The organism is Amycolatopsis sp. SID8362, from assembly GCF_010550475.1.
GTDB lineage: Bacteria > Actinomycetota > Actinomycetes > Mycobacteriales > Pseudonocardiaceae > Amycolatopsis > Amycolatopsis eburnea.
The window spans coordinates 1-11,489 of sequence record NZ_JAAGNB010001212.1 but is presented as its reverse complement, the minus strand read 5'-3'; the positions used below and the strand labels follow the sequence as shown (position 1 = coordinate 11,489).

Annotated in this window: 12 protein-coding genes and 1 pseudogene; 5 read left to right on the top strand and 8 right to left on the bottom strand. The window is 70.9% G+C overall.

Annotated elements, in window-relative coordinates; all coding sequences use genetic code 11:
- The 3 genes from G3I65_RS37340 to G3I65_RS37330 form a co-directional block, all read left to right on the top strand.
- Window positions 1–1,239: hypothetical protein (locus G3I65_RS37340; RefSeq protein WP_239071688.1), on the top strand; the 1,239-nt coding region annotated here is incomplete at its 5' end.
- 16 nt (window positions 1,240–1,255) lie between these two features.
- Window positions 1,256–3,055: a carbamoyltransferase C-terminal domain-containing protein gene (locus G3I65_RS37335; protein ID WP_160700258.1), complete on the top strand. Its 1,800-nt coding sequence runs from the start codon at window positions 1,256–1,258 to the stop codon at window positions 3,053–3,055.
- Window positions 3,052–3,744, top strand: a complete 693-nt coding sequence (locus tag G3I65_RS37330; RefSeq protein ID WP_249027297.1) for a hypothetical protein — start codon at window positions 3,052–3,054, stop codon at window positions 3,742–3,744. Before G3I65_RS37335 ends, G3I65_RS37330 begins: the two co-directional genes overlap by 4 nt.
- Here G3I65_RS37330 and G3I65_RS37325 read toward each other — a convergent pair.
- The gene (locus G3I65_RS37325; RefSeq protein ID WP_160700257.1) at window positions 3,710–4,336 is read right to left on the bottom strand and encodes a TIGR03085 family metal-binding protein; all 627 of its coding nucleotides are present in this window, start codon (window positions 4,334–4,336) and stop codon (window positions 3,710–3,712) included. The two genes, G3I65_RS37330 and G3I65_RS37325, sit on opposite strands and share 35 nt — an antisense overlap.
- A 73-nt stretch (window positions 4,337–4,409) precedes the next feature.
- Here G3I65_RS37325 and G3I65_RS37320 point away from each other — a divergent pair, with 73 nt between their 5' ends.
- A complete protein-coding gene (locus tag G3I65_RS37320) occupies window positions 4,410–5,471 on the top strand; it encodes an NADH:flavin oxidoreductase/NADH oxidase (protein ID WP_309235916.1) in 1,062 nt (353 codons plus the stop codon).
- Here the strand turns inward: G3I65_RS37320 and G3I65_RS37315 are convergent.
- The 4 genes from G3I65_RS37315 to G3I65_RS37300 all read right to left on the bottom strand — a co-directional run bounded on the left by G3I65_RS37315 (window position 5,468) and on the right by G3I65_RS37300 (window position 8,548).
- Window positions 5,468–6,853, bottom strand: a complete 1,386-nt coding sequence (locus G3I65_RS37315) for a glutamate decarboxylase (RefSeq protein ID WP_160700255.1) — start codon at window positions 6,851–6,853, stop codon at window positions 5,468–5,470. The two genes, G3I65_RS37320 and G3I65_RS37315, sit on opposite strands and share 4 nt — an antisense overlap.
- 72 nt (window positions 6,854–6,925) lie before the next feature.
- Complete coding sequence (locus G3I65_RS37310) at window positions 6,926–7,402, bottom strand: Dps family protein (protein WP_160700254.1); 477 nt, start codon at window positions 7,400–7,402, stop codon at window positions 6,926–6,928.
- A gap of 40 nt (window positions 7,403–7,442) precedes the next feature.
- Window positions 7,443–7,865: an organic hydroperoxide resistance protein gene (locus G3I65_RS37305; RefSeq protein WP_160700253.1), complete on the bottom strand. Its 423-nt coding sequence runs from the start codon at window positions 7,863–7,865 to the stop codon at window positions 7,443–7,445.
- A gap of 134 nt (window positions 7,866–7,999) precedes the next feature.
- On the bottom strand, window positions 8,000–8,548 hold the full coding sequence (locus tag G3I65_RS37300; protein ID WP_160700259.1) for an NADPH-dependent FMN reductase: 549 nt from the start codon (window positions 8,546–8,548) through the stop codon (window positions 8,000–8,002).
- A gap of 150 nt (window positions 8,549–8,698) precedes the next feature.
- Here G3I65_RS37300 and G3I65_RS37295 point away from each other — a divergent pair, with 150 nt between their 5' ends.
- A complete protein-coding gene (locus G3I65_RS37295) occupies window positions 8,699–9,754 on the top strand; it encodes an alpha/beta hydrolase (RefSeq protein WP_160700252.1) in 1,056 nt (351 codons plus the stop codon).
- A 70-nt stretch (window positions 9,755–9,824) separates the two neighbouring features.
- On the opposite strand, the gene G3I65_RS37290 is transcribed toward G3I65_RS37295, so the two are convergent.
- The 3 genes and pseudogenes from G3I65_RS37290 to G3I65_RS37280 all read right to left on the bottom strand — a co-directional run.
- Window positions 9,825–10,349 (bottom strand): hypothetical protein, encoded by a 525-nt coding sequence (locus G3I65_RS37290; RefSeq protein WP_160700251.1) that lies wholly within the window; start codon window positions 10,347–10,349, stop codon window positions 9,825–9,827.
- 379 nt (window positions 10,350–10,728) lie between these two features.
- On the bottom strand, window positions 10,729–11,328 hold the full coding sequence (locus G3I65_RS37285; protein WP_191984100.1) for a TetR family transcriptional regulator: 600 nt from the start codon (window positions 11,326–11,328) through the stop codon (window positions 10,729–10,731).
- Window positions 11,309–11,489 (bottom strand): annotated as a pseudogene (locus tag G3I65_RS37280) (MFS transporter); the annotation flags it as partial. The gene G3I65_RS37285 and the pseudogene G3I65_RS37280, both read right to left, overlap by 20 nt.

Below are 11,489 nucleotides of genomic sequence, written 5' to 3'. Positions count from 1 at the left end.
CCCGCCACCACCTCGCCGGCCGCGGCCCCGCCGCGCCCGGCGGTGGTGCTGCGGCTGCTCGCCGGCCGCGGTGTGTTCCGGCTGGCGGTCCAGCTGATGGGGCTGGTCCTGATCACGGCGTGGGGCGCCCGCGACTACGGGCGCTTCGCGAACGCGCTCGGCCTGATGACCTGGCTCAACTTCGTGCCGGCCGCGGCGGAGAAGTCGGCGTTGAAGAGCCTGCCGCGGCTGCACCGGACCCGGGACGCCGTCGCGGCGCTCGCGGTCCGGCTGGCCGCGGTGCCCGTGCTGGCGGTGCTGGTGGCGACGGCCGTCGCGCTGGTGGTGGCGCCGCGGTCGGACGCGGCGCTGTACCTGACGGCGGCGGCCTGGTCGATCTCCGGCGGGCTGCTGATGACCGTGTCCGGCCTGCACCGGTTGCGCGACAAGTCCACTTTGGACGCGCTGGCGTTCGCCGCGGGCTCGGTCGTCGTCGGCGTCGTGACGTGCGTGACGTGGGCGGTGCGCTGGCCGCCCGAGACGCACTTGGCGGTGCTGCTGGGCGGGATCCTCGTCATCCTCGGCACCTCGGTCGCCTTGCTGCCGCGGCCGTGGCTGCGGGGCGGCGGTGTCCCGGGGCACCGGCTGCTGCCCGCGTTCGGCCGCAGCACCGTCCTGCTCGGCCTGACCGAACTGCTCGACGTCATCTCGACGTCGGTCGTGTTCGCGGTGCTCGCGCTGTCCGGCCGGACCACCGACAGCGGCCCGTTCTACCTGGCGCTGCTGGTGTCGAGCGCGTTCTGCTCGCTGCTGTACTACCAGCTCAAGCTGCACCAGCCGGCGGCGTCACGGCGGATGCGCGGCACCGGCGCGGCGGCCGGGCGGGCGCGGGCGGTTTCGCTGCTGCGGCTGGTCGAACGCGCCGGGATCGCCGTGGTCGTCCTGCTCGGCGCGGGTCTCGCCATCCCCGGGACCCGCGCCCTGCTGACCGCCGAAGACGCGTACGTCGTCCTCGGGGTGCTCGTGCTCGCCGAGACCGCGTTGTACGCGATCGGCCTGTACGCGGGCTTCCTCATCGAAAACACCAACAGCAAGGTGCTGACGCTGACGTCCGGTACCGCCGTCGTCTCGCTCGTCGCCACCGCCGTCGCCGCGGCGCTGCTCGTCCCCGTCCTCGGGCCGGTCGGCGGGTTCGCCGCGCTCGTCCTCGCGCTCGCGGTGAAGGCGGCCGTCCTGCGGCGCCTGGTCCGCCGATTCTGAACCACTGGGAGAGATCATGTACGTACTGGGCATCAGCCGGGTGCACGACTCGGCGGCGGCACTCGTGCGCGACGGCGAGATCATCGCGTTCGCCGAGGAGGAACGCTTCACGCGCGTGAAGCACGACGGCGGCTTCCCCGCCGAGGCCATCAAGTTCTGCCTCGAGCGCGCCGGGATCACGCTCGCCGACGTCGACCACGTCGCCTACTACTGGCAGCGCTGGAAGGAAGGCATCCACGCGGCCAAGGTGTTCGCGCGCTACTTCCCCGGCACGCTCGACGTCTTCCGCAACGCCAACGGCGACGAGGGCGGCAAGTCGGCGGGCATGGTCGACACGTTCCGGACCGGCGGCGGCAAGGGGCACGACGACTACCACGTCGGCGGCGCGGTCCTGGCGCACATCAAGCGGTCTTACACGCTGGCGAACGACGTCAAGGAAGCCGTCGGCTGGACCGGGCCGACGAAGTTCAAGACCCACCTCGTCGACCACCACCGCGCGCACGCGGCCAGCGGCTACTTCATCTCGCCGTGGGACGAGTCGGCCGTGCTCACCTTCGACGGCATCGGCAGCGACGGCACGGCGACCTACCTCGCGCACGGCCGCGGCAACCGCATCGTCGACCTGCGGCGGATCAAGTTCCCGCACTCGCTCGGCGCGATGTACGCGGGCGTCACCGGCTACCTCGGCTTCTTCCCGACCCGCGACGAGGGCAAGATCATGGGTCTCGCGCCGTTGGGCGAGGACACCTACGTCGACGCGTTCAAGCAGCTCATCCACCTCGACGACGACGGCGGCTTCGAGCTGGACCTGTCGTGGTTCGGCCACCACCGCACCGGCAAGCACGTGATGTCTCGCAAGTTCACCGACACGTTCGGCCCGGCGCGGCCGAAAACCCGCGTCACGGCTGAGAATCCGGTTCCCCAGCACTACTGCGACATCGCGTACGCGCTGCAGGTGACGCTGGAGGAAGCGGGCCTGCACCTGGCGCGGTGGCTCCAGCGGGAGACGGGTTCGAAGCGGCTGTGCGTGGCCGGCGGGGTCGCGCTGAACAGCGTCATGAACGGGCGGATCCTGCTGGAGACGCCGTTCGAGGACTTCTTCGCCCAGCCCGCGGCAGCCGACGACGGCTGCGCGCTCGGCGCGGCCCTCGACGTGTCGGTCGCGAAGTACGGCAAGCCGCGCCCGCGCGACGGCTACACCTACACCGGCCCGGACTACACCGAGGCCGAGATGGAGCTGGCGCTGCAGGACGCCGGCGTCAAGTACGAGCGCGTCGACGACATCGCGGCGCACACGGCGGCGAAGGTCGCCGACGGCAAGATCGTCGGCTGGGTGCAGGGCCGGATGGAGTGCGGGCCGCGGGCGCTGGGCAACCGCTCGCTCGTCGCCGACCCGCGCGATCCGGAGTCGAAGACGCGGATGAACGAGAAGGTGAAGCACCGCGAGGCGTTCCGGCCGTTCGCGCCGTCGTGCCTGGAAGAGCGGGCGGGCGAGTACTTCGTCAGCGACTACCCGTCGCCGGTGATGCTGCTGGTGTTCGACGTCCTGCCGGACAAGCGCGCCGAGGTCCCGGCGATCACGCACGTCGACGGCACCGCGCGGGTGCAGACTGTCAGCCGTACCGACAACCCGCTGTACTACCGGATGATCAGCGAGTTCGAGAAGCTGACGGGGGTGCCGATGGTCGTCAACACCTCGTTCAACGACAACAACGAGCCGATCGTGGCCAGCCCCGCCGACGCGATCGCGTGCTACCTCAAGACCGACGTCGACGCGCTGGCCCTCGGACCGTTCTGGGTGGAGAAGGAACTGTGACGCTCTTGGAATCGCCCGGCCTGGTCGCCGCCCTCTACCGGCGGCGGCAGTGGCTGTGGCTGGTGGCCGCCGTGCCCGCGGTGGTCACGACGCTGCTGATCATGGTGGTGCTGCCGCCGGACCAGACGCTGGACAACGTCGGCGACTGGGCGTTCAAGCTGTGCCCGTTCGTCTTCGCGGTGCTGACGGTCTCGCTGTTCCCGCGCGGCCGGTTCGGGCCGGCGCTGATCGTGTTCGCGGTGTTCGTCTACATGTCCTATTTGGACACCGAGCTGGTGATGCGGGTGCAGGGGTTCGCGCGCTCGCCCGACCAGGACTTCCAGCCGGTGTACCAGTTCGAGCTGTTCGTGACGACGTTCATCGTGCTGTTCGCGCTGCTGGCGTACCGCCTCGGCGGCGGCCGGACGGCGAACGTGCTGAAGGTCGGGATCGCGTCGATCCTCGTCGTGATCTCGGGCGTGAACGACCTGACGTTCTGGGCGCTCAACGACGTCTGGGCGGCGGGCACGAAGCCGACCGAGCTGAAGTGGGCGTCGCACATGATCGTGTTCCTCGGCGGGCCGCCGAGCGTGCCGGCCGCGGTGGCGTTCATGGCCGTGCACCTGGTGCTGGCCGCGATCGTGGTGTCGCTGCCGGTGGGCCGCTGGGTCTCGGTCAGAGTCCGCGGTTCACGGCCTGCAGCTTCGTGACGGCGGCCGCGTCGCCTTCGAACTCGAGGTGCACGGCGTCGCGGCCGAACACGAACAGCAGCAGCTCGATCGGCGCCCCGATCACGGCGACGGGCTCGGGCCCGGCCTTGACGACGGCCTCCTGCCCGGTCGTGGTCCGGAGGACGACCCCGACCGGCGCCTTGCGGAGGTTGAGCTTGGCGGCCTGCTTCGCCGACTTCCAGGCCGCGGCGTCCCTCGTACCGTCGGCGGGCCGGGGTTCCCAGCCGGGCTGGGCGCGGCGGACGTCCTCGTGGTGGACGAGGAACTCGGCGGTGTTGGTGAGCTCGTCGAGGGGGCCGATCGCGGTGGGCCAGAACTTCGCCGGGCCCTTCTTGACCTGCTCGACGAGGCTGCCCCACGGCTTGGCGGCGTAGCGGTCTTGGACCTTCTGGGTGTGCCCGGCGAGCGCGGGGATGAGGATCCCGGGCGCGGCGTCGGGACGGTGTTCACGCACGACGAGGTGCGCGGCGAGGTCCCGGGTCGTCCACCCTTCGCACAGCGTGGGCGCGTCGGGCCCGAGGTCGCGGAGGAGGGAGCTCAAGGCCTGACGTTCGTCTGCGGCGACACCCATGGGGGTGAGGTTACTCGCCGGTAGAGGTGTTGGCGACGGGAAGAGACGGCGGGCACGTGCCGTTGCTCCTGGGGTGAGCCGACTCTTCAGCCCGATCACCGTCCGCGGCCTGACCCTGCCCAACCGCGCCTGGGTGTCGCCGATGTGCCAGTACTCCGCCACCGACGGCTTCCCCGGTGACTGGCACCTCGTCCACCTCGGCCAGTTCGCCGCCGGCGGGGCCGGGCTCGTGCTGACCGAGGCCACCGCCGTCAGCCCCGAAGGGCGGATCAGCCCGCAGGACACCGGCATCTGGAGCGACGAGCACGCCGACGCCTGGCGCCGGATCGTCGACTTCGTGCACGGGCAGGACACCGCGATCGGCATGCAGCTCGCGCACGCCGGCCGGAAGGGTTCGACGCACCGGCCGTGGGAAGGGCCTGGGAGCGTCGCGCCCGAGGACGGTGGCTGGGAGAGCGTCGGTCCGTCCGCGACCGCGTTTGGCGGTTACGCCACGCCACGTGAGCTGACCACCGACGAAGTGAGCACGCTCCCCGAAGCCTTCGCCCAGGCGGCCCGCCGGGCCGAGAACGCCGGCTTCGACGTGCTGGAGCTGCACTTCGCGCACGGCTACCTCGTCCACCAGTTCCTGTCGCCGCTGTCCAACCGGCGCACCGACCGCTACGGCGGCGACTTCGAGGGCCGCACCCGCCTGGCGCTCGAGATCGCCGACGCGGTCCGTGCGACGACCGAGCTGCCGCTCTTCGCCCGGCTGAGCGCCACCGACTGGGCCGACGGCGGCTGGTCCGCCGACGACTCCGTCCGGCTGGCGAAGCTGCTGGCCGAGCGCGGGATCGACCTCGTCGACACGTCGACCGGCGGCAACGTCCCGAACCCGGACATCCCCGTCGGCCCGGGCTACCAGGTGCCGTTCGCCGAGCGGATCCGCGCCGAAGCCGGCGTTCCGACCGGTGCCGTCGGCATGATCACCGACCCGCACCAGGCCGAGGAGATCATCGGGCGCGACCAGGCCGACGTCGTGTTCCTCGCCCGCGCCCTGCTGCGCGACCCGCACTGGCCCCTGCGCGCGGCGAACGTCCTCGGCGCCGACGTGCGCTGGCCCGACCAGTACGCCCGCGCCAAGTCCTGGCACTAGTGGTGGAAGGCGGTCGCCTTCGAAGGATCCTTCGGGTGGCCTCCTTCCTTCGCCAGGTCCGGCAGCACGCGCTCGAGGTCCGCCAGCAGCAGGTCCGCGAGGTCGTGCGTGAAGCCGTTGCGGACGACGATCCGCAGCACCGCCAGGTCCGTCCGGTGCTCCGGGAACGTGTACGCCGGCACCAGCCAGCCCCGCTCCCGCAGGCGGCGTGACACGTCGAAGACGTCGAACCCCGCGTCCGGGCGGGTCGTGAAGGCGAACACCGGCAGCTGGTCCCCGCGGGTCAGCAGTTCGAAGGGACCCAAAGCGGAGATCCCCGACGAAAGGTGCGTCGCCACGTCACGCGAAGCCTGCTGCACCGCACGGAAACCCTCCCGGCCGAGCCGGACGAACGTGTAGTACTGGGCCGCCACCTCGGCACCCGGGCGCGAGAAGTTCAGCGCGAACGTCGGCATGTCGCCACCCAGGTAGTTGACGTTGAACACCAGCTCCGGCGGCAGTGCGGCCCGGTCGCGCCAGAGCACCCAGCCCACACCCGGGTACACGAGGCCGTACTTGTGGCCGGACGTGTTGATCGACGCCACCCGCGGCAGCCGGAAGTCCCACTCCAGCTCGGGGTCGAGGAACGGCGCGATCATCGCGCCGGAAGCGCCGTCGACGTGCATCGGGATGTCCCAGCCCGTCCGCGACGCCAGGGCGTCCAGCGCCGCGGCGATCTCCGCGACCGGCTCGTAGCTGCCGTCGAACGTCGAGCCCAGGATGGCCACCACGCCGATCGTGTTCTCGTCGCAGCGCGCGACCGCCTCCTCGGCGGAGAGGTGGTAGCGGTCGCCCTCCATCGGCACCAGCCGCGGCTCGACTTCCCAGTACTCGCAGAACTTCTCCCAGCAGACCTGGACGTTGACGCCCATCACCAGGTTCGGCTTCCCGGTGCGCCCGAGCTTGGACCAGCGGCGCTTCAACGCCATCCCGGCGAGCATGCAGGCTTCGGACGAACCGGTCGTCGAACAGCCCATGACGTCCGCCGGGTCCGGCGCGTGCCACAGGTCGGCGAGGATGTTCACGCAACGGCGCTCCAGCTCGGCCGTCTGCGGGTACTCGTCCTTGTCGATCATGTTCTTGTCGACGCACTCGGCCATCAGCTCGCGCGCCTGCGGCTCCATCCACGTCGTGACGAACGTGGCGAGGTTGAGCCGCGCGTTGCCGTCGAGCATCAGCTCGTCGCGCACGAGCTGCAACGCGGTGTCGGGTGGCAGCGAGTCGTCACGCAGCTTGTCGTGCGGCATGACGAAGTCGGCCGCCAGCGCCGGGTTCGCCCCGGCGTAGAGCGGGTTCGTCCCGGCGGTGCGGTCGCGATCGGCTTTTCCCTGGTGCAGGACCATGCCACCGAACGTACTTGCCCCCACCGACGAAAAAGGGCCGCTCCGTCCGGAACGGCCCTTTCGCGCGAAAAATCAAGCCTGCTGTGCCTGCCACATCCAGTGCGCCTCTTCCAGCGCGCGGGTGATCTCGATCAGCAGGTCCTGCGTGACGAGGTCGCTCTTGTCGGTCTCGTCGATGCGCGCCCGCAGCCGCTCGATCAGCTTGGCGAGGATGTCGACGATCGCGGCGACCGTGGCCTCGACGGACTGCCAGTTGTCCGGGTAGTCCGGCGCGCCCGAGCTCTCGACGACGGTCTTCGCCTTGCCGTTCGGCGAAACACCGATGGCGTTGGCGCGCTCGGCGACCTCGTCGACGTACTGGCGCGCGGTGTTGACCAGCTCGTCGAGCTGGAGGTGCGCGCTGCGGAAGTTGGCGCCGACGACGTTCCAGTGGGCCTGCTTCGCGATCAGGGAAAGGTCGACCAGGTCGACCAGCGTCGCCTGCAGGGCGTTGCCGGTGATCTCCTTGTCGGCCTCGGAAAGCGGGCTCTTGATGGGAGAGTTGCTCATCTGGCGGTGATCCTTTCCTCTGACTGGTTCGGAGTGGGGGTCAAACGGTCGCGGAAAGCGCGACCTCGATGTTGCCGCGGGTCGCGTTGGAGTAGGGGCAGACCTGGTGGGCCTGCTCGACCAGCTGGTCGGCCTGCGCCTGCTCGAGACCCGGCAGGGAGACGTTGAGCGCGACGCCGAGGCCGAAGCCGACCTCCTGCTTGAGCACGCTCACCTCCGCGGTCACCGTCGAGTCGTGGAGCTGGACCTTGGCCTGGCGGGCGACGAGCTGCAGGGCGCTGTGGAAGCAGGCCGAGTAGCCGGCGGCGAAGAGCTGCTCGGGGTTGGTCTTGTCCCCGCCCGGGCCGCCCATCTCCTTCGGGATGGCCAGCGACTCGTCGATGACGCCGTCCGACGAAGTCACCTCGCCGTTGCGGCCGTCGCCGCGCGCCGTCGCCACCGCCGTGTAGATCGCCTCGCTCATCCTCAGCCCGCCTTCTGTACCGGACACTCCTCTGCGAGCGTCTCACTGGGCACAACATCCCGCACCCGCGGAACGGTGCCCGCACATGGCAGGCGTCACGTACGTCGATTACCCGGGCTCCCCCGGGCGAAACGTCACGCGGTGCGCGTCACCGCGAACTCGGCCACCTGGCGGCCGATCAGGCGCAGGGTCCGCGTCGTCTTCTCGTCCGACGCGCCGCCGCCCTCGTCGAACTTGGTCTCGGCGGAGTTGATCGAACCACCCAGAGGGGTGGCCCAGCCGCGCAGCGCGTGCGTGATCGTGCGCAGCTGTTCGAGGGTGGTCACCGCGGCCTGCCAGCCGTACGCGACGGCGGCGAGGCCGACCGCGCGGCCGTCGAGGTAGGGCCGCCGGTCGTCGCGCAGGTCCTCGACGTAGTCCAGGGCGTTCTTGACCAGGCCGGACAGCGCGCCGTGGTAGCCGGGCGAGACGACGATCAGCCCGTCCGCCTCCCGGATCGCTTCGACGAGCCGCGTGGCGCGTTCGTCGCGCTCCGGCACACCGGCGTCGTAGAACGGGAGGACCAGCTCCGGGCCGGCCAGCAACCGGGTCCGGACGCCGACTTCGGCCGCGCCGCCGAGCGCGATCCGCAGCGCGCGTTCGGACTGCGACCCCTCGCGGAGCGAGCCGCCGATCCCGAGCACGTTGAGCGTCCTGGCTGAAGTCACGTTTTCCAGGCTAACCCCTCGACTTAACTGGAGGACCAGACTCTGGGACGGAGGTCCTGGTCACAGCTGGACCTGTTACCTACTGACAAGTAACGTCCGGGGCGGCATCGACGCTCAGGAGGAACCATGGCGATCCCGCTCCCGATCCGTGTCCAGGCGGCCGCGTCCCAGCTGGCGTTCTGGCTGCCCACGCCGATCCGGCGCGCGGCGGCGGGCCGGACCGTCCGCATCGACGGCCAGGAGCTGGCGCTCGACGCCCAGCTGCTGCTCCGGCTGCAGAAGATCGCGAAGGCCGAGCTCGTGCGCGGCTCGGTCGAGCAGTCGCGGGCCCTGCTCGACCTGGGCAGGCACCTGGTCAGCGGCAAGCCGATCGAGCCGGTCGCGGTGCGCGAGATCGCCGTGCCGACGCCCGACGGCGACGTTCCCGCGACGCTCTACACGCCGGCCGGGCTGCCCGAGAAGTCGCCGCTGCTCGTGTTCTTCCACGGCGGCGGCTGGGTGATCGGCACCCGCGCGAGCCACGACAACGCCGTCCGCTTCCTGGCCAAGCACGCCGGGATCCGGGTGCTCTCGATCGAGTACCGGCTGGCCCCGGAATTCCCGTTCCCGGCGGCGACCGACGACGCGCTGGCCGCGTTCGACTACGCGGTGGCGAAGGCGGGCGACCTCGGCGCCGACCCGGCGCGGATCGCCGTCGGCGGGGACAGCGCGGGCGGCAACCTCGCGGCGGTGACCGCGCAGCAGGCGGTCAAGCGCGGCGGCCCGGCGCCGGCGTTCCAGCTGCTGATCTACCCCGCGACGGACTTCGCGCACCGCTACCGCTCGCAGGACCTGTTCGCCGAGGACCTGTTCCTGACCGACGTGCACATGAAGTGGTTCGAAGGCCACTACGTGCCGGAGGGCACCGACCTGACCGACCCGCGGCTCTCCCCGCTGCGCGCGGACGACCTGAGCGGCCTGCCGCCTGCCCTGGTCGTCACGGCCGGCTTCGACCCGCTGCGCGACGAGGGCGAGGCGTACGCGGAGAAGCTCGCGGACGCCGGGGTCGACGTGGCGCTGCGGCGGCACGAGGACCTGATCCACGGTTTCATCAACTTCACCGGCGTCGGCACGCGATTCCGCGAAGCACTGGCCGAAATGGCGGGCGCATTGCGGCAAGGATTGGCCAAGAAACCGGAGTGAAACGAATCCGGAGCCCGGCACGGAGAAATGTCCGCGGGCCGGGCTCCGGATCCCCCTGTTTCCTCTGTGGTTATGGAGCGGGCAGCGGTGGCACCGGCAGCGGCGGTACCGGCAGGCCGCCGAGCAGCCCGCCCAGGATGCCCGTGACGGCTGCGAGCAACGCCTTCACCAGGTCGCTGACGATCTTCAGCGGGCCCGGCAGGTCGGGCAGCGACGGGATCGGGACCGGCAGCGGCGGCAGCTGGCGTGCCTTGGCCGTCGGGTCGCTCAGCAGCCGGGCGGACTCGTCGGCCCGGCCCTTGGCCAGGCCGGCCAGCTGCTCGGTGTCCGTCTGGACCGTGTAGCGCTTGCCCGCCGCGATGTCCGCGAGCACCGGGCTGAACTGCCCGAGGTCGCCGCGCGTGGCGCCGACGTTGCCCGCGTAGGCCACCTTGGTCAGGTCGTCACGCAGCTGGAGCACCTGTGCGGCGAGGGCCTGGGTGCTGGAGGAACCCTTGCCCCCGTCCGGGCTCGCGGAGGCGATCCCCGCCATTCCGACCGCCAGCAGACTGCTCGCGGCTACGAGGGCGATGGACCGCCCGAACTTGCCTTTCATTCCTAACCTCCTGGCCTCGGGAGACCTGACGGGTTAAATCGATACCCGCCGTGTCGGAGATAAGCCACCCGATCACCGGTTGGAGACGTTTTCTAACCCTTACGTGCCGGATCCGGAAAGAGCGAACTGGCCCGCATCTGATTAACGTCGAAAGCTTGCCCGTCCCCCTGAAGATCATCCTGACCGATCACGATCGTCACGCAGCGGTGACCACTGTCCACTATGGAACAGTTGGGTCACCCACACAGGCGTAAACGGTGATCATTTGGCTTCATCACTCCGTCGGACCGCGTGTCGCGGCTGCTCCGGACGGGGAGTCCCCCACGCTCGCACCGCCACCCACACAGGTCAGCGCGAAACGCGAACGCGATTCGCCGATTCAGAGCGGCAAGCCCGCTTCCAGGTGCGCCACGGCTTCGTCGAGGACCTCCAGCGTGTCCGCCTCGGGGTCCGCCGCCGACCCCAGGAACGCGGCCAGCACCACGCCGACCACCGCGCCCGCCCAGTTGCGGACTTCGAAGCCGCCCGGCTCGCGTCCGGTGCGCTGCGCCGCGAACCCGGCCAGCAGGTCGATCCCCTCGGCGAACTTGTCCATGGCCGCGGTGCGCAGCTCCGGTTCGCGCAGCACCAGCCGCTGCCGCTGGCGTTCGCGCTCCCACTCGTCGGCGGGGAGCACCTCGCGGATGGTCGTCACGGTCGCCCGCAGCGCGCCGATCGGGCTGAGCTCGGGCGGCTGCGCCAGCGCCGCGGCGATGAGCATCGGGTCGAAGGGGTCGTACAGCACCGTCGCCTCCTTCGTCGGGAAGTACCGGAAGAAGGTGCTGGGCGAGATCTCCGCCGCGGCCGCGATCTGGTCGACCGTCGTCGCGCTGTAGCCCTGCTCGTGGAACAGCCGCAACGCGTGCCGCTGGATCGCGGCGCGCGTCCTGGCCTTCTTCCGTTCGCGCAGTCCCTGCGGTTCAGATGGCGACGACGTCATGCCCCGATTCTCGCGGCTGCGCCCCGGCGACCGCCCGCCCGGGCAGGAACAGCGCCGCCAGCAGCGCCCCGGCCACGCCGAGCCCGGCGCAGACCCACAGCGTCGCCGCCATGCCGTCGGTGAACGCGGTCCGCGCGGACTCGGCGAGCCCGGGCAGGTGG